Below are 25866 nucleotides of genomic sequence, written 5' to 3'. Positions count from 1 at the left end.
TATCAATCTTATTTATGCGTATTAGGAGAATACTGTTCAATTTCAGCTTCCACTTCACTTTCATCGAGGCTATCCCATTCCATTGGTTTGAATTTCTCCTGTAACCACTGGAATACCACGAACAATACCGGAACGATGAAAATCTGGAAAATCATACCGATTAACATACCACCGATAGCCGAAGCACCCAATGTACGGTTACCGTGAGCTCCTACACCCATAGCCAACATCAACGGAATCAAACCGACAATCATGGCCAATGAAGTCATCAAAATCGGACGAAGACGGGCTGCAGCACCCAATACGGCTGCCCAGGAAATACTCATACCTTGTTTACGACGGTCAAGGGCAAACTCAACAATCAAGATGGCATTCTTAGCCAACAGACCCATCAACATAATCAAGGCAATCTGCATGTAAATGTCATTTGACATGGTTCCCAAAATCATCTTCAATGCAGGAATACTTCCCAATGCACTAAATCCGTTGACGAAGATGAAGCTACCCATCAAACCAAACGGTACAGAAAGCAATACGGCCAACGGCAGAATGTAACTTTCATACTGGGCACTCAGCAGCAAGTAAACGAAGACGAAGCAAAGTACGAAGATAATACCTGTTGTACTGCCACTTGACTGTGCTTCCTCACGTGCCATACCTCCCAATTCGTAACCGAATCCCATCGGAAGATTTTCCTTAGCCACTTCAGCAATAGCCTGCAATGCCTGACCGGAAGTATAACCAGAAGCAGGAGCCACCATCACCTTCATTGAAGTGTACAGGTTGAAACGGTTGATAATATCCGGACCGTATACTTTCTTCATGCTTACGAACTGTGTGATAGGAGCCATTTCTCCATTGCTACCACGTACTTTCACTCCGTTCAACGATTCCATGTTCTTAGTAGCATCCGGCTCAGCCTGAATCATTACACGATACATCTTACCGAAACGGTTGAAGTTAGAAGCATACAAACCTCCAAAATATCCCTGCATGGTAGAAAGAATATCGCTCGGGCTGATGCCTGCCTTTTTACAAGCTGCTGCATCAATGTCAAGCTGATACTGCGGGAAGCTCGGGTTGAAAGTAGTCTTCGCTGAATTGATTTCCGGACGTGCTTCCAATGCAGCTGTATAGCTATTTACTACTTCAAAGAAGTGATCCAGTGAACCACCGGTCTTATCCTGCATGTTCAATTCAATATCGCTTGATACTGAATAACCCGGAATCATCGGAGGAGCAAAGAACAATACCTGTGCATCCTTAATGACTTTCTGTGCACGCAAGAACAAAGTAGAATAGATAATATCTGAATTCTGCATCATAGAACGTTCTTCCCAGTCTTTCAACTTGATGATGACAGAACCGTAAGAAGGTCCTTGTCCACCAATAAAGCTATATCCAGAAATGATAGTACGAGACTGAACGGCAGGTTCTGCAGCTACCAGGCTGTCTACCTTGGCCAACACTTCCATAGCGCGTTCCTGAGAAGTACCAGGAGGCAATGTCACAGCACCCATGATAGTACCAGTATCTTCATTCGGCACCATACCCGTCGGAGTGGTCTTCATAAAGAACATCAACAATACGATAGATGCAGCCACCAGTCCGAATGAAAGCCATTTCTTATGAATAAAGAATACGACACGCTTCTTATAGCTCTTCAGCAATGAATCGTATGCTGCGTTGAAAGAGGTATGGAAACGATCGACCATACTCATCTTCTTCTGCTTGTGTTCTGAATCATGCGGTTTCAGGAAAATGGCACACAAAGCCGGAGACAGTGTCAACGCGTTCAATGCTGAGAATGCGATAGAAATCGCCATCGTAATACCGAACTGACGATAGAATGTACCGGCTGTACCTCCCATGAAACTTACCGGGATAAACACGGACATCATGACCAATGTAATAGAAACCAGTGCACCACCGAGTTCACTCATGGCATCGATAGAAGCCTCACGAGATGATTTGTATCCCTGGTCCAACTTGGCATGTACACCTTCCACCACCACAATAGCATCGTCGACCACAATCGCAATGGCAAGCACCATCGCCGAAAGTGTCAGCAAGTTCACACTAAATCCAATCAGTTTCAATACGAAGAAAGTAGCAATCAAGGCTACCGGAATGGCAATGGCCGGAATCAATGTAGAACGCATATCCTGCAAGAACACATATACTACGATGAACACCAGCACAAACGCCTCAATCAAAGTCTTGATAACTTCGTGAATAGACGCATACAAGAAGTCATTGGCATTCTGAGCCACGTTAATCTTCAATCCGGCAGGCAAGCTTTCTTCAGCCTTACTAATAACATCCAGCAAGTTGTTGATTGTTTCAGTCGCATTGGTTCCTGCCATCTGGAATACGATACAAGTTACAGCCTTATGACCGTTTACTGTATTATTAAAGGTATAAGCCAGACGTCCCAGTTCGATACGGGCTACATCTCCCAAACGGAGCACTTCACCGTTAGGCAGAGCCTTCACTACAATATCTTCAAATTCTTCAGTCTGCTGCAAACGACCTTTGTAACGAATGGTGTACTGGAAAGTCTGATTACCACGTTCACCAAACTGTCCAGGTGCAGCTTCAATATTCTGTTCTGCCAATACACCAGAGATATCAGACGGAACTAAATTGTACTGAGCCATCACATCCGGCTTCAACCAAATACGCATAGAGTAGTCCTGCCCCATCACGTTGGCATCACCTACACCTTTTACACGCTGAACTTCCGGAATCAAGTTAATCTTGGCATAGTTTTCAATAAACTCAATGTTATACTTATCTTCTGCATCATACAATGAGAAAATCAACAACATAGAGTTCTGACGTTTCTGTGTGGTCACACCCACCTTGGTTACTTCTGCCGGCAACAGACCTTGTGCCATAGACACACGGTTCTGTACGTTGACCGCAGCCATATCCGGGTCAGTACCCTGATTAAAATAAACACTTATTTCAGCAGAACCATTGTTTGAGGCACTAGACTGAATGTACATCATGTTTTCTACACCGTTAATCTGGTCTTCCAGCGGAGCAATCACTGAGTTCAACACAGTCTGTGCATTCGCACCTGTATACGTTGCTCTTACCGATACGGTAGGAGGTGCAATGTCCGGATATTGTGTAACCGGCAGGGTGGCCAAACCAATCACACCCAGAATTACTATCAAAATAGAAATTACGGTTGACAGTACCGGACGGTTAATAAATTTATCTAGTTTCATTCTTTAAATACCATTTATAATTATAGTTCTGAGAGATTTTCATCAAACACATTCCCCCAGCACCATAAGAATCATTTTTTATTATTTAAAAGCTGTCTGAATGTTACCATCCCGCTGGTCTTGTAACGCCTTCTGGAATTTAGCTTCTTTTTCAGCCTGTGTAATCGGAGTAATCTTTTGTCCGTCTTTCAATGTCTGAACACCTTCTACAACAATCTTATCCCCAGGCTTCAGTCCACCTGTCACGATGTAATGCTTACCATCATTCAAGTTAGAGACTTGTACTTCTGTATGCTTGATAGTATTGTCAGACTGTAATACATACACAAACTTCTTGTCCTGAATTTCCTGAGTAGCAGTTTGAGGAATCAGGATAATGTCGCTCATAGTGTATGGGAATACCACGTTAGCCATACCTCCACTACGAAGGATATTCTGCTTGTTCGGGAAAATTGCACGCATGCTTACAGAACCAGTTGTCTGGTCGATTACACCACTCACGGCATCAATCTTACCCTCTTCTGAATACATTGTTCCATCAGACAACTGCAACTTGACAGCAGGCATTTTTTCCAACTGTTCCTTCAATGTACCACCTGCTTTAGTCAAAGCCAGTAACTGTTTTTCAGTCATTGAGAAATATACGTACATATCTCCAATCTGAGAAACGGTAGTCAACGGTTCAGCCGCAGAAGGACCAACCAATGCACCTACACGATACGGGAAAGTACCAATTACTCCATCTGAAGGACTGGTTACTGTACAAAAACCCAAATTCTGTTTTGCAGCGGCATAAGCAGCTTCAGCCTGAGCCAGGCTTGCTTTAGCTGAAAGCAAATTGTTCACAGCTGTCTGGTATTCAAAATCACTGATAATTTTCTGCTCATGCAACATCTTCTTGTTTGCTTCAGTTGAAGTAACAGTTTCCAGGTTAGCTTTTGCTGAAGCAACGCTTGCTTTAGCCTGATCGTATGCAGCCTTATACTGTGTAGGATCAATCTGGAACAAAGCCTGTCCCTTACGAACTGTAGCACCTTCGTCTACACACAACTTCACGATAAATCCTGATACTTGCGGACGAATTTCAATATCCTGCAAACCTTTAATTGTAGCGGGATACTGGGTTGTCTGATTGCTAGAAGCAGCTGCAAGTGTTTCAACCGCAAATTCATCATCACCCATTTTCATACCCCCCTGACCGCCTCCACATGCAGTCAGCACCGAAAGAGTCAATGCATAGAATGCCACTCGGCTAGAAGAAAAACTTCTGTTTCTTTTTGTGCTCATACTTATATTCATATATAAAATTTAGTTTTATCTCTTCTCTCTATTAAAGTTTTCCACTGAAAACTTTACACCCTTCTCTAGTTTTTTATCGTGCAAATATAGAAAAAAAATCAAGGTCCGGAAAGTGGCTTTAACTAAGAATAACCATAATGCCCTAATATCATTACATATAGCCAATATTATCAGACCAATCGACAAAAACTATCGACAAAAAAGTTTTATTATCGAAAAAATAAGTCTAATTCATTTTATAGTTTTTTTCAGAAAAAAACAGTCCATTTGTTATTTTATTCCTACATTTGCGCGATACATTATTCTTTGAAACAACTAAAAAACGAAGAAATATGACAAAAATAACGAAAGAAGCAGCCTTGCTCTATCACTCACAAGGCAAACCGGGGAAAATAGAAGTAGTCCCCACCAAACCTTATCAAACTCAACGTGATTTATCACTGGCGTATTCACCAGGAGTAGCAGAGCCATGTCTGGAAATCCAGAAGAATCCGGATACGGCATACGACTATACCGACAAAGGTAACTTAGTAGCCGTTATCTCTAACGGAACTGCTGTACTGGGCTTAGGAGACATAGGTGCCATGAGTGGAAAACCCGTAATGGAAGGAAAGGGACTGCTTTTTAAAATTTATGCTGGAATCGACGTATTCGATATTGAAGTAAATGAAAAAGACCCGGATAAATTTATCGAAGCGGTAAAAGCCATTGCTCCTACCTTCGGAGGTATCAACCTGGAAGACATCAAAGCTCCTGAGTGCTTCAAAATAGAACAGAGACTGAAGGAGGAACTGGACATCCCGGTAATGCATGACGACCAGCACGGTACAGCCATCATCTCCAGTGCCGGATTGCTGAATGCACTGGAAGTAGCCGGAAAGAAAATTGAAGAGGTAAAAATCGTAGTCAACGGTGCCGGTGCATCTGCCGTATCTTGTACTAAATTATATGTAGCCCTCGGTGCACGCTTGGAAAACATTGTCATGCTCGACAGTAAAGGAGTGATTTCTAAAGAGCGTACAGACCTGAACGAGCAGAAAAAATTCTTTGCTACTGACCGTACTGACATCCATACACTGGCAGAAGCCATCAAGGGAGCCGATGTATTCCTTGGTCTTTCCAGAGGTAATGTGCTGAGCCAAGATATGGTACGCAGCATGGCTTCTCATCCTATCGTATTTGCTCTGGCCAATCCGACTCCAGAAATTTCATACGAAGATGCCATGGCTTCCCGCCCGGACGTATTGATGTCAACCGGACGTTCTGACTATCCGAACCAGATAAACAATGTGATTGGATTCCCCTATATCTTCCGCGGTGCACTTGACACTCGAGCCACTGCCATCAACGAAGAGATGAAGCTGGCGGCCGTACATGCCATTGCCGACCTAGCAAAGAAACCTGTACCCGACGTAGTGAACGAAGCTTATCATGTGAACAACCTGACCTTCGGACCTGAATACTTCATCCCGAAACCGGTTGACCCGCGTTTGATTACCGAAGTATCTATGGCCGTAGCTAAAGCAGCCATGGAATCAGGAGTAGCCCGTAAACAGATTACCGACTGGGATGAATACAAAAATCACCTGAGAGAACTGATGGGACAGGAAAACAAGCTGACCCGCCAGTTGTATGAAACCGCCCGCCGCAATCCACAGCGCGTGGTATTTGCTGAAGGTATTCATCCGAACATGCTGAAAGCAGCAGTAGAAGCCAAAGCTGAAGGTATCTGCCATCCGATTCTTTTAGGTAACGAAGAACGCATTGAAAAATTGGCTAAAGAACTTGACCTGAGCCTGGAGGGCATTGAAATCGTCAACCTGCGCCACGACCGCGAATCAGAACGCCGTGAACGCTATGCACGCATCCTCTGCGAGAAACGTGCCCGCGAAGGCGCAAATTTCCAAGAGGCCAACGACAAGATGTTTGAACGCAACTACTTCGGTATGATGATGGTGGAAACCGGCGAAGCTGATGCCTTTGTAACCGGATTATACACCAAATATTCCAACACAATCAAGGTGGCTAAGGAAGTTATCGGCATCCAGCCTGGATACAAGCATTTCGGTACCATGCATATTCTGAATTCCAAGAAAGGAACTTATTTCATTGCCGATACATTGATTAACCGTCATCCAGACACCGATACCTTGATAGACATTGCCAAACTGTCGGCCAAGGCTGTGCGTTTCTTCAACCAGGAACCGGTAATGGCTATGCTGTCTTATTCAAACTTCGGTTCCGACGCAGAAGGAAGTCCGGCGAAGGTACACGAAGCTATCAACCAGCTTCATCAGGAATATCCGGATTTGGCCATTGACGGTGAAATGCAAGTGAAATTCGCCTTGAATAATGCCCTTCGTGATGAGAAATATCCGTTCACACGCTTAAAAGGAAAAGAAGTAAACACTTTGGTATTCCCTAACCTGAGTTCCGCCAATGCTACCTATCAACTCATTCAAAACATGAGTGAGACCGAAGTGATCGGCCCGATTCAGATGGGATTGAACAAACCAATTCACTTCACCGACATTGAAAGCTCTGTACGCGATATTGTCAATATCACAGCTATCGCCTGCATTGATGCCATTGTCGACAAGAAGAAGAAAGCACAATAAACATTACTGATTTATTTCACCTTACACGGAGGAGCAGCCGCAAGCCAAAACATTCACCCTTGCCACCGTTCCTCCGTGTATTATTTTTCTATAAACCATGAGAAAACCACTCAATCATACACAATGTGTCGTACTTACTTTATGCTGGGCTGCACTTTGCTTTTTAGTACTCACCTCTACTCCCAAAATTGACGGTCCGCTTGTCATTATGATTCTCATATCAGGAGCTTTGGTGTTTATCCCTGTAATTAAATCACTTAAAAGCAGAAACAAATAAACACGAATAAATAGATAAAAAGGGATTTTTGACGCTTTTTTCTTACTTTTCTTGATTTATTGTTGCATAAATAAATTTTTATCTATATTTTTGGCACATCAAACAAAAAGAAACATATTACTGTGATTTTTCAAAACCAATAAATAAGACAGATAATCTTTTTTAATTATGAATGCAGCTAAAGTTCTGGAAGATCTGAAAAGAAGATTCCCCAATGAACCTGAGTATCATCAGGCAGTAGAAGAAGTGTTAGGAACTATCGAAGAGGAATACAACAAACACCCTGAATTCGACAAAGTAAACTTGATTGAACGTCTGTGTATTCCTGATCGCGTATATCAGTTCCGCGTCACTTGGATGGACGACAAAGGTAACATCCAGACCAACATGGGTTACCGTGTGCAACACAACAACGCTATCGGCCCGTACAAAGGCGGTATCCGTTTCCACAGCTCTGTAAACCTGGGAATTTTGAAGTTCCTGGCATTCGAACAGACCTTCAAGAACTCACTGACTACTCTTCCGATGGGTGGTGGCAAAGGTGGATCTGACTTCTCTCCACGTGGTAAATCAAATGCAGAAGTAATGCGTTTCTGCCAGGCATTCATGCTGGAATTGTGGCGTCACATCGGTCCTGAAACTGACGTTCCTGCCGGTGATATAGGTGTAGGCGGTCGTGAAGTAGGTTACATGTTCGGTATGTACAAAAAACTGACTCACGAATTCAGCGGTGTATTGACTGGTAAAGGCCGTGAATTTGGTGGTTCACTTATCCGTCCGGAAGCTACAGGCTACGGTAACATCTATTTCTTGCTGGAAATGCTGAAAACTCGTAACATCGACATCAAGGGTAAGACTTGTCTGGTATCTGGTTCAGGAAACGTAGCACAGTATACTGTAGAAAAACTAATCCAGTTGGGTGCTAAAGTAGTTACCATGTCCGACTCTGATGGTTACATCTATGACCCGGACGGTATTGACCGTGAGAAACTGGATTACATCATGGAATTGAAGAACCTCTACCGCGGACGTATCCGTGAATATGCAGAAAAATACGGTTGCAAATACGTAGCAGGTGCTCGTCCTTGGAATGAAAAAGCAGACATCGCTCTTCCTTCTGCTACACAGAATGAAATCAACGGTGATGATGCAAAAGCACTGGTAGCAAATGGAGTATTCGCCGTATCAGAAGGTGCAAACATGCCTTCTACTCCAGAAGCAATCCGCGTATTTCAGGATGCGAAGATTCTTTACGCTCCGGGTAAAGCAGCCAATGCTGGTGGTGTATCTGTATCAGGTCTGGAAATGACTCAGAACTCTATCAAACTGAGCTGGAGCCAGGAAGAAGTAGACGAAAAACTGAAGAGCATCATGAAGAACATTCACGAAGCTTGCGTAAAATACGGAACAGAACCTGATGGTTATATCAACTATGTGAAGGGTGCTAACGTAGCCGGATTCATGAAAGTAGCTAACGCTATGATGGCTCAGGGAATTGTATAACTCTCTATCTCAATCATAATAAAACGGATGGGGCCTATTCAGGTTTCATCCGTTTTTGCTTTCAAAGAACGACTTCCAATAAAGACCTTTATCCAGCAACACCAGAATCACGATTTTTATTTTCAGGTCTTCATTATACATTCACTTCATATAAGTGAATAATCTCCCGCCAGAAGCATCCTGTTCATACACAATATAAAGAATAAAAACAGATTACGTATAACAAAATTCATGGTAAACAAGTTTATCTGTATCCATTATTAACAAATGAAACAAGAGACTTGTTTACCATGAATTTCTATTCAGAATGAACCTTCACATAAGTTCTAATAATCATATTCAAGACTAAACTCATCCACCCACATGGTAGAACCAGCTCCTCCTGTAAAATAATCACCATATTTACTAGCTGAACATACTATCAACAGATACTTGGGCACACGGCTAGTAGAACGATAATCCAAATCAATCTCAAAATCCTTATAAGCCGATATCGTTTCACCACAATTCATTTCACCGTATGCGATGATATTCGGGTCATTTTTATCAAAATATTTTGAGTTTTTCGGATTTGTCCGTATTTCTACAGGTTCACTCCAATCTCCTAAAGCTATCCAAACAATACATGTATCAGGTTTCCCCATCAAAGCTGCATGAGCATCATCTGTATAATTGATTGTGGATACAGTATATTTAAAATGCCCTTTTAGTTTTGTAGGCCGGGCAGAAAATTCACGCCCAAAACCTAAAATACCATTCGTTCCATCAGTTGCTCTATATTCACCAAGAAACAAATTACCAGCGGCAAACTTTCCAATACTTCCAATACCCACAAATTTTGAGCCCAAAACTGCAGCCTGACTACCCGCAGCAGCCCCACTCCAAATATCCGATGTAGGTTGCGTGATGTTGTCATTTGCAGACAAGGTGGTACTACCCCAGTTACCTGTATCCCACCAGGATTCATCCCCCTCCTTCCAAGGGCATATCACCTTCTCATCCTGATGCCATTCATCAAAACTCATATTAGGAATAGTCACAGCATCGCCGGTGGTAAAGCTCATTTCTTCTCCATATTCCTCACCTGAATAAGCACGACATACATACGTTGTATTTGCTTGCAAATGGATTATACGAGCTGTGAAATCACCTCCATCATGCTTCAGTTCAGAAGCATCTACTCGTATCCAGTCAGCATCACCTTCTTTTTTATATTCACAGCCATTATCTTCACCATCGCGGCCAAATCCATTTACCCAAGCCACATTCGTCCATGCATCTACGCTATTTACTCCTACAGTTATATCTGAGAGATTCACATACAAAGTCCACTCTTCATCTATAAAATCACTAAATTGCACCTGTACCTTCGATGTAGCAAAGGCTCCCTTTTTCTCCCATTGAAGCGTAGGTACTCCCTCCACTCCATTTTGTGTTGCACCCTCCGGTCCAAGTTTCAAGTCTGTCACTTCAATATTTCTTAAACCTTGTTCTCTAGGAATATTGACAGAAGCTTCATGAGTTTCAGGATAAAACTTAGCCTGCCCGATCTGTCCAGTCACAGTGAATGCACGTGCTATCGTCTGATTTGCCTGTATTGTCCATACATAGTCCTGATACAAAGACAAAGTCACCGATAAAGGCTTTGTCAAGTCTATAATTGAATCAGGGCCAATACTAGCTGTTCCTCCTTCTGTGATATCAAAAGTCTGTACTCTTACCTTCTGAGGGTTTACGGTTTCTCCAAGCTCCAGCGTCACCTTTCGTTCATCATTCGAAATCACAGCACTTCCCACCTGACCTTCCACAGTCATCCCCGTTATATAAAGTTTCACGGTAGGATAAGGTAAGTCATTCTGTATACAGGATACTAGCAAACAAACAGACAAGCAAACCATCCATCTCACTACTCTTCTATATGCTACCATCTTTCCCATCATCAGATACACACCGTTATACCAATATTAATATTAAACAAGTTAATCTTAAAGTTCGCTCCACTATTCGTACGCTTTCCAGTTTCACCTGTACTCTTTTTCTGTTTTTCCCAATTATAGGTAAACCCCGCTACTCCAAACGAAACTTCGGCACCCACGTTAGGCATGATAAAAATAGCAATTCCTGGATTGATTCCAACCTTTAACTGGTTGATTGATGTATCTGTATATTTTAAATCATCATCCGCCCCACGTGAAAAACGAGTAGACCCTGTACTATATCCCAATGCTGTTTCATTAAAAAGCCCGAATAATCCTTTGTGATCCAATCCAATATAGGAACGATGAAAAAAACTGAAAGAATATGAATCATCCGTATATTTTATATCTTTCAACGAAATATCCAAATCTTCAATATTCAATGCTAAATTATTGATTCCACCTGAAATACGAGAATAGCCAAATTTCAAGCCAATCACCGTATTATCCTTTATCGCATAACCGACAAAAGGCTTTACAGATAAAGTACGTAAGTTTAAATCAATATCCTTCAATAAGGAAAACAATAATCTACTATTGTCACTTTCAAAGTTAAAAACCGAAACCGTTACACCGCCTATCCATTTATGCTTTGGTATAAAACGATAATTAGTGATTCCACGATCATATCGACCCACAGGTTTAGTGTAAATAATTCGTGAAGAATCAACAGGCATTTTCGTTTCTGGAATCGGCACATACACAGTGTCATGAACCACCACCAGTTTATATTTAAACAACGAATCTCCACGGACTACTGATACAGAATCCACATTCTGAGCTTTCATTTGCAAGCAGCCCACACAAAAAAGCAAACACCACACTATGTACCACAATTTTATCTTCATCATGCTTACAAATAAAATGCAATTCCCAAGCCTATTGAGAATATATTAATTTTAAAATTCGCAGAAGTGGACGACTGTTCACCTGTTTCTACTTGATTTGTCACCTGCTGCTTCTTACTCAAATTAACTCCTAGCACACCAATACTCACTTCTACCGCTGTATAGTTATTGATAAAAGCCACCATTCCTGGAGAAACTCCAAATCCAAGATCTACTGACTTAGAATAGGTACCAGTAAGTGCTTCACCTTTTCCATTCGATACCTTCGACTGGCTTCCACCTACCTCCAACTGAGTCTCACTAAAAATCGCAAACCGTTTACTGTCACCCAATGGTATATAATTTCGAAAAACAGCCATGGCAGAATAGGAATGTTTCAGCTGATACACATTGTTGATATCAAATTGATTTTCATCATCAAGTTTCAACTGTGTCTCATCCATACGTACCAACGTACGTCCATACTTAAAGCGTCCTCCCAACGCCATATTGTCTTTCAAGGCATAGGCAAACATCGGACTGAGTTTGAAAGAATACCCGTCCGAATTTATTTTTTCCACAACCAGAAAGTCATAATTATTTTCCGTATGTTCTGAATACGAAACAGAACTTCCGACAATCCATTGTCCTTTAGGGACAAAAACTTTTGGCGGAAGTTTCTTTTGAGTATCTTGCGCATACCCCCCTAAGGCAGTACACGCAAGACATATTATACATAACAGTTTCTTCACAAATTCAATCGAATTATTTTCTTATTCATAAATCAGCTCCATATCGTCAAGCCACATCTTGCTAGAAGAACTTCCTTCGTAGTAATCACCATACCGACTAGCAGCTGCCACAATAATGATTGACTTAGGCTTACGATTATAGCCTCCATAACTTTCATAATCCAAAGGAATGATAATTTCCTTCATACTAGTTTCTGTTTCTGCACCATAATTTTCAGTAAAGATATACTCTCCATATCCAATGGTACCACTATCATGTGGATCAAATAAAGAAGGCCCCTTTGTCCGTACAACTACAGGCCACTCTGCACCATACTGGCTATCATCAGACTGCCATTCACCTACAGCCACATAAATAATACCATTATCGGTAGAACCTTCTTCCAAATGTCCACCAAAATCTACTATACCAGGCGTATAACGTACCCAAACTTTCAAAGCTGTCGGACGACTTGTACATGGACGTCCCCAACCTAAAATACCTTTTGTTGTATCTTCCGTTCCTATAAATTTACCTGAAAACAAATTTCCAGCAGCAAAAGTACCCATAATAGAAGTTGAAGCTAACTTCACTGAATAATCACCACTCTTTTTTATTGAAGTATCTTGACTCGTTATACTTTTGCCAGCAGTTGCAGATCCTGTATTTCCAGTATCCCACCACATTTCTGTACCTTCTTTATAAAAGAACAAACAATCTTTTTGTCCCAACAAAGTAGAAACCTTCAATGTTTGAGTATATTCAAAACTTGCATTATCTGGTTGGAAAGCTGTTTCTGTTGTAAATTCATAAGTAACAGATGATGCCTGCTCACCGTCCATAGCCTGATATTCATAAGTAGTACCAGGTGTCAGTCCAGTGATTTCCTTACTAAATAAATTTTCTGCTAAATCTGCATCCACCGTCGTCCAGTCTGCTGTATTTTTAACACGATAACGGAATTTTGGAGTAGAAGCCAACGTACCTGTCACAGTTCCATGCAAGGTTGCTTTTGAAGTCCACACTTCATACGGAATTATCTCATTCGTCACAACCGTCGCATTTGAAGCAACAATATTCCAAATCACTTTACGACTCTTTCCATTTGCATCAATCGCTTCAATTGTAGTAGATACACTGCCTTCATTTGCTGTCATTTTGGCAATCAACTCTTTTGCAAACAACAAAGTCCAGACATCTCCGTTCAAAGAAGTCTTTGAATCAGACACTGAAATACCAAAAGTTTTCAGTTCTTCATCTTTACCATCCAATTTCAACATATCGAACTGATTGGCAATAAATCCCCATTCGGTAAAACGTTCATTCTGAATGATTAAAGAGCTCAAAGACGAAGAAGTAGCAATTTGCAGATAAAAATCCTTCTGTGCACCAACTTCCAAATATATAGGCTGCTCAAGGTCATAAGAACTTTCTTCCGAATCCTTGCATGTAATCACCGGACGTTGTCTGATAGTAATTACATGTTCTTCTTCTGCCAGCGGAGTTTCATCTACTTTAATCTGCAAAGCAGCACCACCAGTAGGATCCTGACCCACAGCCGTATAGCTATAGTTCAAATTATAAAGTGTAGCCGACTTTAAGTCACTCAATTCAGTAGATTTTTCATACGGCTCACCTCCTAATGTCTTTGCACTAAACTTACAAGTCAATTTAGGGTTATCTTCCGGCAGACTGAAATATCCTTTTGCATCCGCATTTGCTGAAGAATAAACTAATTCTCCGGTAGCCGATGTAACCGTTACCTGACAATCTCCCTCGAATGCCTCCTTCAACGACTCATCCCAAGTAATCGCTACTACAGTATTGGCAATTCCACAATCTACCTCTACAGTACTAACTTGTCCCTTCGTAATAGTAAAATCCTTTTTTCCTTCAAAAAAGCGCTGTTCAAACGAAGCAGCAACAGAATCTCCAGCCGTTACCCGTACAGAATAGTTACCATTTACCAATGCAATTTCCGAAGGTACATTTTCTACTCCCTGATACTTCTGTATCAATGTTTCGCCATCATAAATACGAATCTTGCAATTTTGTTCCAGCACCTCCTGTTCCTCGCTGGCTAAGCTACGAGAAACTACGTTTACTTTATCCGACACTCCGATAGAAAGCTTTAAACTTCCTTCTGCCTCAGCAAATCCGACCTCTTTTTTACAAGAAAAAAGACTAAACATTATACAACCCAAGACAGCTATATATAATTTAACGTTTTTCATTTTGTTACTCTTAACTTTAAAACTTTTGTTACTTCTAAATTCTGCTGATCCACCACATGAATCACAAAATTATGGTCACCAGAGAAAGTCAATAACAAAGCTGTGAATGTGGAAATATCAAAAACCGTATTTTTCTTTCCAATAACTTCATCTCCGGTAGGGAATCCCAAACCATTCAATCCTTCCTGTAATTCTCCAGGATAAGCTAAATCAAAGCTATTAGATAAGCCCACCTCTGTAACATCTAATGTCTCAGATTGAATATCAACATAAAGATGTGCAATCCCGTTCGGAGCATTTATTTCCACTTTTAATGTTGCTGCTCCTGTTATATTTAACACATCATTATCTATATCAAATGCACTTCCATTAAAGTTGGCTCCCACAATAGTCGGAGCATTTTCATCGCCATCACCATCGCCATCACCATCACCCGGATCTTCACCGCCTTCTTCTGGGAAATCATCTATTCCAGGTTCCTTTCCCGGATCAGTTCCAACGACTTCATCCGATCCTGTCATCGATGAATCAACTACAATTGCCACACCTAAGGTACCATCGCCCTCAGAACCATCACTTACAGGTGCAAACTTGTATTTAATAATATTATGTACACCGATTTTTACACTCTCAAACCGTTCGCTATAATCTATACTTTCTCCATCAATTGTACCTTTCAGAGTGACAATCATAGAAGTCGTTTCACCTTCAGGAGCAATCAGATAAGCCGAACGTGTTTCTGAGTATGGAATTTCTAAAGAATTCTCACCCACAGTAATTGTCGTCACGACATCCTCTCCCATTTTACCTTGGAACTCTTCATCATATTCCACTGAAAATAGCATGTTTGCCAGTTTACAAGTAATAACAGGAACATCAACTACTTCATTTTCTTTTACCTCACAGGATGCAGTTCCTTTATAATAAGGTGTATCAAACCCATTAGATGGACTTTCTGCAGATGTAACCACAATAGAATAAGTACCCACGGCCAACGACACGATTTCAGGCATTGCATTGTAATTCCATTGTTCTACTTTCTGCGACTGAGCATCATATATGGTCACCAAAAAATTACTTACATCCACTGTTGATTCAGCACGTGAACCCACATACACCGTCTCAACATTCGTATCTACTTCTGCCTTCATTGAGGACAAATTCAAATCCCCTTTCGCACTAGAGACACTTTCCATGGCTTCACTATGGCAAGCTGTAAAAGCCAGTAGACCAGTGAACAGCGTCAAACAGATTAAAAATATTTTCTTCATATTATGTCGGCTTTTTATTCGTAATTCAGTTTTATATCATCAATTCTCAATACACTTCCAATATGAGAAGTCTGATCCTTACCTGCAATCTCCATTGTCACCTGACTATTATATCCTGGAGAATCTTGAGTAGAAGATTTAAACACCATATAAATGGAAGACACTTTTTTATTCTCGGAATATTCAAACGGTAACGTAATTGTTGTTCCAACTGCTTCAGCTGCACCACTTGCTATTTCATTTGAAGCAATTACAGTCCCATCTTCTGCCTTTAACTCTATTTTCATATAAAAAGTTTCTGAATCAACCGGACTATATTGATACCAAAAAGATAAAGAATTAGGTCTACTAACAAAAGAATGACCTTCTGATGCATGATCCCCACTATCATTAGCAGTACCAATCCATATTTCACCTGCACGAGAAGTTACAGATCCACCTGTAGGTATAGCCCAAGCACCTGTAGCAATAGTAGCTATCTGAATAGATTTTTCTCCACTTGACTTATTAGAGGAAGACCATGAAACAGTAGGAAAAACCTTAAAATCAAGATTTGCTGCTGTACATTCTGATAACATTGTCTTTTTACTATTAACAGCCCACCATATATCTGCTTCATTTTCATTCCATGGCAAATACCAATCACGATAATGAGGATTACCAAAAAAATCTGCACTTACATTAAAGCTATGACTTTCTGTATGCCAATCTTCAAATCCTGCATTTCCCACTTGAGACTTAGGTTCAGTGGTTAAACTAAGTTCTTGAGAAAATGAGGAAGCTTCTCCCGCACGCTTATATACCGCACGCAAAGTGTAAGACACTCCCTGAGTTTCAGAAGCTCCTTCTCCCATTCCGCTCAACAAAAACAGCCCTGTTCCACTATCATAAGACTGGTTAGGCCACGTTTTCCATTCCTCTCCATCCTTATATTGTATTTCTACCGTAGAAGAAGAAATAGTACGCGATGCACGCGATTTAGCAGATGCAACTACTTGAAGATATGCTTTCGTCGCCCACACATCCGCATCACCATTCTTTAAAGACAAAGTAAGTTCCGGATCTTCCACTTTAAAAGTGCCTTCAATAGTTTTCGCACCATACTGTGCTTTAAACTTCACCCCATTTTCTGTATCCACCAATGGTTCTGGATAAGTAAATGTCACCTTATATTTATTTTCTTCCGTTCCTGGCTGTATATCAACATTTTCAGCAGTAAACTCCTGATAAACACCCAAGTAAATATAATAGAACTTAATTAAGGCAGGATCACCCTCTAAAGTCAAATCAGCAGTCATCGTTGTGCTACCATACGAAACATATTCAGGCAAAGTCACAGCAAAACCGTTGTTACGAGTAGAAACTTTCAATACCAGGTCTTCCGATACTTTAGTCAAGATATCTGTAGCCCGAAGTGTAAACGTATGTACATCATCTCCATCAGAAGTACAATATAAATGAGGAAGTACATTTTTAAAATCAACCAATGCTATTTTATCATGGTTAGTTCCTAATCCTTTTGTATTCAATCCAAGTTCAGTCATCTTCTGCGACTGTTCAGTCGTAAGATTCATCAAATCCACACTTTCCGGCCACCCCTGTGCCTTCAAAGCCTCAGAAACCGTTATCAATTCACATTTAGCCAACCCGGAAGCCGCATTTAGATAAGCCTCTAATTTATTGGAAACAGTACTACCTTCCACCACTTCAATCGCATTTCCCGATGTAAATCCATAAGCTGTAAATTCAGGAGCCGGTGCATTCAGAGCCTCATCCGAAATATTAATATCCACATTCTGCTCTGAAGAAGGATTATCATTAAACACAATCTTCAAAGAAGCCGTAGAAGCGTCCACATCCATTGTCAAGCGATATTCGTGTTTCACTTCTGCCGTAAAATTCTTTGGATTTAAAGTCACCTTTTGAGATACACCCTGACGGGTCACCTCCAAGAACAATTCCAGATTTCCCGGAACAAAATATGCCCCACGTGTTTCGTCTGCAGCATAAGTTATCTTATTTCCCTTCGAAGAACTGACATACGCACTGTAAGAAGAAAAATAAGACTTAAAATCATCCGTATACGACAGAACAACTCTGGCTTTATTAATCGTACACGTTACAGAAGCCTCCGCTGTTTCATCTTTACCAACTTCCACAGTAGTACTTCCCAAATAACTCAAGGCATCAAAACCTTCCGCATTCGCATCTCCATACGAAGCTGTCACCAAATATGTACCTACAGGAACAGATACGGGTTGAAATTTCCCAAAACTGTCCCATGAATTAGAAATCTTACCATCGGCAGATTCTATCGCCAATGCAAAATCATTAATTTCAGGAGCCACATCTTCTGAAGCTCTGGATTCAGCATCCGCCAAACTCTGGTCCGTGCTAACTCTCACATCTATGCGCCCTTCAAGCGAACTCCGTGTATCTTCTTTCGTACACGAAGCTAGTCCTATAAACAAAAAGGACAACAATCCATAACAAATCTTTTTCATCTTCTATTTTCTATGAAAACTTCTATTTTTTTCGGGTGCAAAATAACACCAAATCACAAATTCTCACAAGGCCTATTTCTTTTATTTTTGGCTGATTTTTAAATAAGAGTAAAACATACACTCTTTATTTTACCTGAATATTAATACAAATCAGCTATTTAAACCGCGAATTAATAGTCTATTTTTAAGATTACCATATTTCCTAAACAAGCAAAAATATTTTGAATACATTTCGCCCATCATCATACCTCATATTCCTATTTCAACAACCCAACGAACAGAGAATCTACAAATGAAATAAGTGATAATAATAAGCTTATGAAGTTTTTTTCTTATCTTTGCAAGATATAGTAATATCTAATCTATAATCAAAACAATGAATTTAAAGTACATTTTAACCGGATTTTTACTAAGCTTATCTATAAGCTCCTGTATTCAGGAAGAAGCTCTAAATGTAGAAGCAGCTATAGACAGCTGCACCGGAACAAACATCCAATCCACCACAATTGACCACTTAAGAAAAGAAATAGAAGTCTATGTACTAGACGGTACTGATATTTCCCACCAGGAATTGATTTTCACTCTTCCTGAAGGGGCTTCCATTCAGGCAGAAGAAGCTGAAACAAACGACCAGCCTCCTTTATATGATTTCAGCCAAAAAACATTACGAACATTTATCGTAACTTCTGAAGATAGAGCAACGCAAACCAAGTACCTTATTCGAGTAAACAAACTGACTTTACCCACAAGCTATTCTTTCGAAGAATTAAAAGAAATAACTCCATATAACGTATTTTACTTGACAAATGAGTCCGGTATTATGCAGTGGGCAAGCGGAAATCCAGGATACGACTTAAGCGGAATGGCATTAGACGAAACTCAATACCCGACTGTACAACATCCTACTGGCTATTCAGGAAAATGTGTAAAACTCACCACCCTTAGTACAGGAAACTTTGGAAAGCCTATAGGAATGCCTATTGCTGCCGGAAATTTATTTATCGGATCATTCGATACTCAAAATGCCGTACTTGCTCCTTTGCAAGCGACCCACTTTGGATTTCCGTTTACCAAACGCCCTTCCAAAATTACCGGCTGGTTCAAATATAAAGCAGGAGAGGTTTTTACCGATAAATCAGGAAACATTGTTACTGGCAAAAAAGATAAAGGAGACATCTACGCAGTACTTTATGAAGCTCCCAGCAGTGATTTCTCATTAGATGGCAATCTTTTTCCGAATAATGGTACCGGAATAGATGAACACATTGTCCTTTTAGCACGTATTTTCGAACAAGAAATGACAGAAACAAGTGAATGGACAAAGTTTGATTTAGACTTCAAGCCTCAAAACGGCAAAACAATCAACACTGAAGACTTAAAAAATGGAAAATACAAACTTGCAGTTGTATTCTCCTCCAGTGTCATGGGGGCGTATTTCCAAGGAGCCGTAGGAAGTGAACTATGGATAGATGAAGTAGAAATTATTTGTGAAAATTAATTATTATAGAAAAAAGACATATGAAAAAACATATAAAACCAATATTAGCCCTCCTTTTATGTGGCTTTACTCAAATTAGCCATGCACAATCATCAGAGCACAAAGGTTTGATATGGCTGGCTTCACACGGACTTGACTACGAAGTAAAAGCAGGAATAAATATAGGAGGAACTTCCCCTTTACCTCTACCTAAAGAAATCAGAAGTTTAGACAGCTATTCTCCCGGACTCGCCATTACATTGGAAGGAAATGCCACTAAATGGATTGACGCTCAGCAAAAATGGGGAGTAAGTCTGGGTATAAGGCTTGACAGCAAAGATATGGAAACAAAAGCCAGCGTAAAAAACTATGGCATGGAAATATTCAGTGAAACCGGAGGAAAAATAAAAGGACTTTGGACTGGAGGGGTAAAGACAAAAGTAAAAATGTCATATCTGACTATTCCCGTCCTAGCTAATTATCGTATCAGTAGTCGCTGGAAAGTCATGGCAGGTCCTTATTTTTCATATATGATGAACGGAGAATTTTCGGGAAATGTATACGAAGGACATTTGCGAACTCCTGACGCCAGTGGAAGCCGGGTTAATTTTGAAGGAGAAAACATGGCCGCGTATGATTTTTCAGACAATCTTCGCCATTTCCAATGGGGGTTACAAGTAGGTGGAGAATGGAAAGCCTACAAGCACCTGAATGTACATGCAGATTTGACCTGGGGCCTGAACGACATATTTGAAAAAGATTTCACCACGGTTTCATTTGCCATGTACCCCATTTATCTGAATCTCGGATTTGGATATGAATTCTAAAATATCCATTTCATTTATAAAATAAAAAAGCATCCGTCAACTTGAATACAAGATCTGACGGATGCTTTTTCTATTCTGTAACAAATGTGCAACCTCAATTATATGCTGAATCCAGACCGTCTTATCGGCAACACACCTGCCACTGCAAAAATCATTATACTAACATTTAAAAAGAAATACTCAGTTCATCTACGAATAACACACTACCCGGCGCACCAGAAAACTTGTCACCATCCTTACTTGAAGAGCAAACAATAGCCAATTTGTATTTCTTGCTTGCATCCCATGACTTTCCGTCCTTCCACTCAAAGGCCACATTGAACGAAGTGTACTGTGCTTGCGTACCAGCATCAGCCACAGAAGCAATAGCTACAATTTTGTCCGAAGTAAGCAAATTTGTACCGTCCAGATAATCGGTAGAGAAATTCGTCACTTCATACAACACAGCGTTGATAGCCGGAGCATCTGTTTTATCCACTTCATTCACTTCATTAGCTTTAGACGGGTCTCCCGGATATTTGGCCTCATAATAAGTTTTTCCCGGAATATACTTATAAAAGCCACTGAAGGATTTAGGTTCCTTTGTACACGGCTGACCGAACTGTGTACTCTTCAAAGTATTGGATATATTCACAGAAAAAATACCATTAAACAATGATCCGGAAGTAACCTTTGGCACAGCCGGAATAAAACCGCCAAATCCAGCCTGTCCTTTCGTATCCACTGTTTCCAGACGGGCAGCATGTCCAGAGTGTGCATCTTCAACTTCAGTCACCAAATAAGGAGCTTCTTTAGAATACAAATTCGGATACATCATTTTAACCCATTTCAATCCTTCATTAGAAGTAGCCCAACCATCAACCGGTTCATAGTAATGTGTATATTCTTCTCCATCTGCATTCTTCATTTCCCACGTATCCAAGTTGCTGGCGAAACTATACTCCTTCATTTCTGCTGAAGAAACCGTATATGATTTAGCAACTCCCTTTTCAGACTGTACCTTGAGGGTCACTGTTGAAGAGAAATCAATTGCAGTTCCAGCCACGTATTCCTCATTATTATACATCACCTTGGCACCTTCCGACACCTCAAACACAGGAACCAGCTTCAATTGCTCTGCCGTAGTACCCGGCATCACATAGAAAGTCACGGTCTTATCACTAATTTCAGGCTGTACAACCACGACATCACTATCAAATGTCATTCCCAATAAGTCATTCCCAGTTTTCTGCAAGTTACCAGACACATACTTATAATTGATTGTAAAGTTGGCCGACTTCATAGTAACATTCAAAGTCAACACCTTCTCATTCAGACTTCCAGAAATCGTATAGTCCACTGCTTCCCGTCCAGCTTTTTCATCCTCATCGTTATGTCCCTTTACTTCTTCAAATATTAACGAGCCATCTTCCGACTTCTGCATTTTGATACTTTCAGCCTCTATAGGTTGCGTAGCATTTCCTTTTTCTACTAACGTAGGGAAAGATATATAAGTACTTTTTAATTGCACCTTATTATAGCCCACAGCAACAAGTTCTACCCCATTCGGCCACTTCAGTTCAAATCCCTCTGCCTGGTAGTCTGAAGTAAATGAACCTCCTTCCAATGGATAAAATCCTTCTACAGTCTTCGAATAATCCGCGTCATCCACTTCCTTGCTCACACGCGTTCCTTCAAACGTCACAGCGATGTTCATATCATTGCCATTGTCCATGTGTTGAATCACACCGATATTCAGTTTAGCGTTTTCATCAGCTACCGTACCAGTGATAGTAATATCCAAACTACCCAGCAATTCATGCTGCTGAGTCACCTTAGTTTCCACCAGTTCCACATTTGAAGGCTCACCATCCAACGCAATACCTTTCACAATAATGTCACCAACCTCTAACGGACTATCCGCAATCAATATAGTAAAATCACGCAAAGACATCTCAACCTTATCGGTTCCATCTTGCTTTACAAAGATACGCTGAGCCAGAGGCTCTGGAGTAATATTCACACCATTCAAAGAAACAGAAAGTGTACCATCATAAGTACCAATGATAGGAGTCTGCAAATCTACAGGAGTCCCCTCGTCACTACCTCCCGGTACAGTTTCCTCATCACTACAAGAACTAAATAAATTCACCGCACACAGCACAGCAAATAAGTAATAAAATAAACTCTTTTTCATTTCTTGATTATATTTTTAATTGCAACTGCAAAGGAAAACAATAAGCTTTATCCATACAAGGTCGATTTATATTATTTTTATCCCATTTTTCAAGTTATTCCTATAAAAGAGAAGGTAAAATGCAGATTTTACATTATTTAGAAATCAAGTAGCAGCATATAATTAGTCTATATTTAAGATTTTCTAATCCTCACATAAACTCTATATCATAATAATGTAATCAACCATACGTAGCAACAGGCTATTTAATAAAAGGTTCAAAGTTTATTAAAACCATCCATCTAAGCCAAGAATAAAGAACATAAACGTATTTGACTTAAAATTATATACGTCAAAACAATACTTTTTGTATATTTGAAAACCTTATTACATACTGTCAGAACACTAACCACAAAAAACAATAATAAAATGAATCACTCGACAATCTACCGAACCTTAGGTATCTTACTTTTTATCACTTTTCAAACAATCACAGTCCATGCACAATTTTCCGTAAAAGGAACACTCGTCGATTCACTGACCCATGAAAGTGAACCCTATGCCACCATACGCATTACGCTCGACAAGTCGCCTGAAAAACCGGTCAGAATGAATGTGACCGATGATAAAGGAAAATTCCAGGAGAAATTGCCTCAAACCGGGAAATACACTCTGCAAATCACCTCTGTAGGAAAACGCACAGTAATCCGCCATTTTACCATCACCGACAGCAAACGGGTGGCCGACCTGGGTACGCTGTACACTGGCGATGATACCCAGATGCTGAAAGGCGTGGAAGTAGTGGCTCAGAAACCGCTTGTAAAAGCCGAAATCGATAAAATTTCTTACAGTATAGAAGACGACCCTGACTCCAAGACCAATACCACCCTCGAAATGCTGCGGAAAGTACCGCTCGTTTCCGTCGACGGAGAAGACAACATACAGGTAAATGGTTCCAGCAATTTCAAGGTACACGTAAACGGAAAGCCGAACACGTTGATGAGCAACAACCCCAAAGAAGTGCTCCGCAGTCTGCCTGCCAATTCCGTCAAGTCCATTGAAGTGATAACTGAACCAGGAGCCAAATACGATGCAGAAGGCATTGGAGGTATCCTGAACATCATCACGACCGATGCCAAGATGCAGGGGTACAATGTTACTCTCGGAGCAAATGCCAATAACATGGGAGTATCGGGATATGCTTACGGAACAGTACAGGTGGGCAAATTCACCCTCACCGGAAACTATTCGTACAATCATCAGAACCAGCCGCGCAGCCTTTCCGAAAGCGGACGTGAAGACTTCACTTCTACCGACTACCGTCACCTGCTGACACAAGGCTCTTCCAAGAGTACCGGAGATTTCCAGTTTGGAAATATTGAAGGAAGCTATGAAATAGACAGCCTGAACCTGATTACATTTTCAGCCAACATATTTGGCGGAAAATTCGATACACATGGCGATTCACGTACCGTCATGAGTGACAATGACTGGAAAGAACGCTATAGTTACCTCACCCTCAACCAGTCTAACAGCCAATTTGGAAACATCGGCCTCAATGCCGACTACCAGCATTCTTTTAAGAAAAAGGGAGAATACCTCACTTTATCCTATAAGTTCAACAATTCACCGAACGGGAACGATGCCGACACCTACTATGACGAAGTGAAGGATGTACCTTTCAACCTGCTTCATCAGTATTATGACAACGATGCCCATACGGCAGAACATACGGCACAGATTGATTATGTCAATCCGCTGAATGATATGCATTACATAGATGCCGGCATGAAATACATTTTCCGTGAGAATTACAGTGACAGCCAGTATTTTCTGGAAAATGCAGAAGGTGAAATGGAGGCCAGTCAAGACCTTTCCAGTAAATACCAGCAGGGACAACACATTCTGGCTGCTTACGCAGACTATCAGCTGAAATGGAAAAAATTCGGTGCAAAAGCCGGTGTACGCTATGAGCACACGTTTATGGACGTGGAATATGACTACATGCCCGAACGCAACTTCAAGGCCGGATTCGACGACGTGGTGCCTACCTTGAACCTGTCCTACATGCTGGGCACAAGCGCCAGCCTGCGTGCCAACTACAACATGCGTATCAACCGCCCGGGAATATGGTACCTGAACCCTTTCCGCGATACCAGTAACCCGACTTCCATCAGCTATGGTAATCCGGATCTGGACACAGAAAAAGCCCACATCCTTGGCATGACCTTCAATTCCTTCAGTGCCAAGTTCAGCCTGAATGCCAACCTTACTTATACGTTTACCAATAACGGTATCGAACGCTACTCCTTCATGAACAACGGGGTGCAGGAAAACACCTATGGCAATGTGGGCAAGAGCCAGCGTACACGCCTGGCCTTATGGATGAACTGGAACCCGGGCAGTACCACCCGTCTCTCACTCAACACCAGCGGAAGCTATTCCGATTATCAAAGTAAGGAGCTGAATTCGTACAACAGCGGATTCTCCGGCGACGTATTTGCCAACGTACAGCAGACCATCCCCTGGGAACTGCGGCTCAGCCTTTACGGCGGTGGAAGCACTCCTTACGTATCCTTGCAGGGAAAAGGTTCTTCCTTTTATTATTATGGCATCAATCTGAGCCGTTCTTTCCTGAAAGAAAAACGGCTTAACATATCACTTTTTGCCAGCAATCTTTTCCAGAAATACACCTCCCACAGCAGTGAAACATGGGCAGAGACCTTCCGTTCATGGTCGAATAACAGCTATCCTTCACGCAGATACGGAATCAGCATCAGCTGGCGGTTTGGAGAACTGAAGACACAAGTGAAAAAGACACAGCGCAGTATTACCAATGATGATGTGAAAGCAGGAGGAGACAACCAGGCTGGCGGAAGCATGCAATAAATTCATTATCTTTCTGTATCTTTGCCAAAAACAGAACA

At 41.0% G+C, this 25866-nt stretch carries 15 protein-coding genes; 6 read left to right on the top strand and 9 right to left on the bottom strand.

Annotated features, from left to right (window positions below; all coding sequences use genetic code 11):
• Positions 1-8: 8 nt before the first annotated feature.
• Positions 9-3239: an efflux RND transporter permease subunit gene (locus BACPLE_RS09255; RefSeq protein WP_007561165.1), complete on the bottom strand. Its 3231-nt coding sequence runs from the start codon at positions 3237-3239 to the stop codon at positions 9-11.
• Between the two features lie 81 nt (positions 3240-3320).
• Positions 3321-4526, bottom strand: coding sequence for an efflux RND transporter periplasmic adaptor subunit (locus BACPLE_RS09250; RefSeq protein WP_185150573.1), 1206 nt, complete (start codon positions 4524-4526; stop codon positions 3321-3323).
• Positions 4527-4870: 344 nt separating this feature from the next.
• Here BACPLE_RS09250 and BACPLE_RS09245 point away from each other — a divergent pair, with 344 nt between their 5' ends.
• The 3 genes from BACPLE_RS09245 (at position 4871) to BACPLE_RS09240 (ending at position 8936) form a co-directional block, all read left to right on the top strand.
• A complete protein-coding gene (locus tag BACPLE_RS09245; RefSeq protein WP_007561161.1) occupies positions 4871-7156 on the top strand; it encodes an NADP-dependent malic enzyme in 2286 nt (761 codons plus the stop codon).
• 97 nt (positions 7157-7253) lie between these two features.
• Positions 7254-7433, top strand: a complete 180-nt coding sequence (locus tag BACPLE_RS19715) for a hypothetical protein (protein WP_081458118.1) — start codon at positions 7254-7256, stop codon at positions 7431-7433.
• 168 nt (positions 7434-7601) lie between these two features.
• Complete coding sequence (locus tag BACPLE_RS09240) at positions 7602-8936, top strand: NADP-specific glutamate dehydrogenase (protein WP_007561159.1); 1335 nt, start codon at positions 7602-7604, stop codon at positions 8934-8936.
• 326 nt (positions 8937-9262) lie between these two features.
• Here the strand turns inward: BACPLE_RS09240 and BACPLE_RS09235 are convergent, their stop codons facing one another.
• Genes BACPLE_RS09235 through BACPLE_RS09210 form a run of 6 tightly spaced genes read right to left on the bottom strand, consistent with a single transcriptional unit; the run spans position 9263 to position 18480 of the window.
• A complete protein-coding gene (locus BACPLE_RS09235) occupies positions 9263-10876 on the bottom strand; it encodes a PCMD domain-containing protein (RefSeq protein ID WP_007561156.1) in 1614 nt (537 codons plus the stop codon).
• A complete protein-coding gene (locus BACPLE_RS09230) occupies positions 10876-11763 on the bottom strand; it encodes a hypothetical protein (protein WP_007561154.1) in 888 nt (295 codons plus the stop codon). The genes BACPLE_RS09235 and BACPLE_RS09230 overlap by 1 nt, the downstream gene beginning before the upstream one ends.
• Positions 11764-11765: 2 nt before the next feature.
• Positions 11766-12491, bottom strand: coding sequence for a hypothetical protein (locus BACPLE_RS09225; RefSeq protein WP_007561152.1), 726 nt, complete (start codon positions 12489-12491; stop codon positions 11766-11768).
• 21 nt (positions 12492-12512) lie between these two features.
• Positions 12513-14705 carry a DUF4493 domain-containing protein gene (locus tag BACPLE_RS09220; protein WP_007561150.1) on the bottom strand — a complete coding sequence of 731 codons (2193 nt, stop codon included), beginning with the start codon at positions 14703-14705 and terminating at the stop codon, positions 12513-12515.
• A complete protein-coding gene (locus tag BACPLE_RS09215) occupies positions 14702-15976 on the bottom strand; it encodes a DUF4493 domain-containing protein (protein ID WP_007561148.1) in 1275 nt (424 codons plus the stop codon). The genes BACPLE_RS09220 and BACPLE_RS09215 overlap by 4 nt, the downstream gene beginning before the upstream one ends.
• Before the next feature lie 14 nt (positions 15977-15990).
• Complete coding sequence (locus BACPLE_RS09210) at positions 15991-18480, bottom strand: DUF4493 domain-containing protein (RefSeq protein ID WP_007561146.1); 2490 nt, start codon at positions 18478-18480, stop codon at positions 15991-15993.
• A 376-nt stretch (positions 18481-18856) separates the two neighbouring features.
• Between BACPLE_RS09210 and BACPLE_RS09205 the strand changes: the two genes are divergently transcribed.
• Positions 18857-19978, top strand: coding sequence for a PCMD domain-containing protein (locus BACPLE_RS09205; protein WP_007561144.1), 1122 nt, complete (start codon positions 18857-18859; stop codon positions 19976-19978).
• Positions 19979-19998: 20 nt separating this feature from the next.
• Entirely contained in the window at positions 19999-20784 is a 786-nt protein-coding gene (locus tag BACPLE_RS09200) for a porin family protein (protein WP_007561143.1), read from the top strand.
• 166 nt (positions 20785-20950) lie between these two features.
• On the opposite strand, the gene BACPLE_RS09195 is transcribed toward BACPLE_RS09200, so the two are convergent.
• A complete protein-coding gene (locus tag BACPLE_RS09195; protein ID WP_007561141.1) occupies positions 20951-22960 on the bottom strand; it encodes a PCMD domain-containing protein in 2010 nt (669 codons plus the stop codon).
• A 408-nt stretch (positions 22961-23368) separates the two neighbouring features.
• On the opposite strand from BACPLE_RS09195, the gene BACPLE_RS09190 reads away from it, so the two are divergent.
• Positions 23369-25828 (top strand): outer membrane beta-barrel family protein, encoded by a 2460-nt coding sequence (locus BACPLE_RS09190; protein WP_007561139.1) that lies wholly within the window; start codon positions 23369-23371, stop codon positions 25826-25828.
• Positions 25829-25866 lie beyond the last annotated feature (38 nt).

This window comes from Phocaeicola plebeius DSM 17135, from assembly GCF_000187895.1.
Lineage (GTDB): Bacteria > Bacteroidota > Bacteroidia > Bacteroidales > Bacteroidaceae > Phocaeicola > Phocaeicola plebeius.
This window is presented reverse-complemented; position numbering and strand designations above follow the sequence as displayed.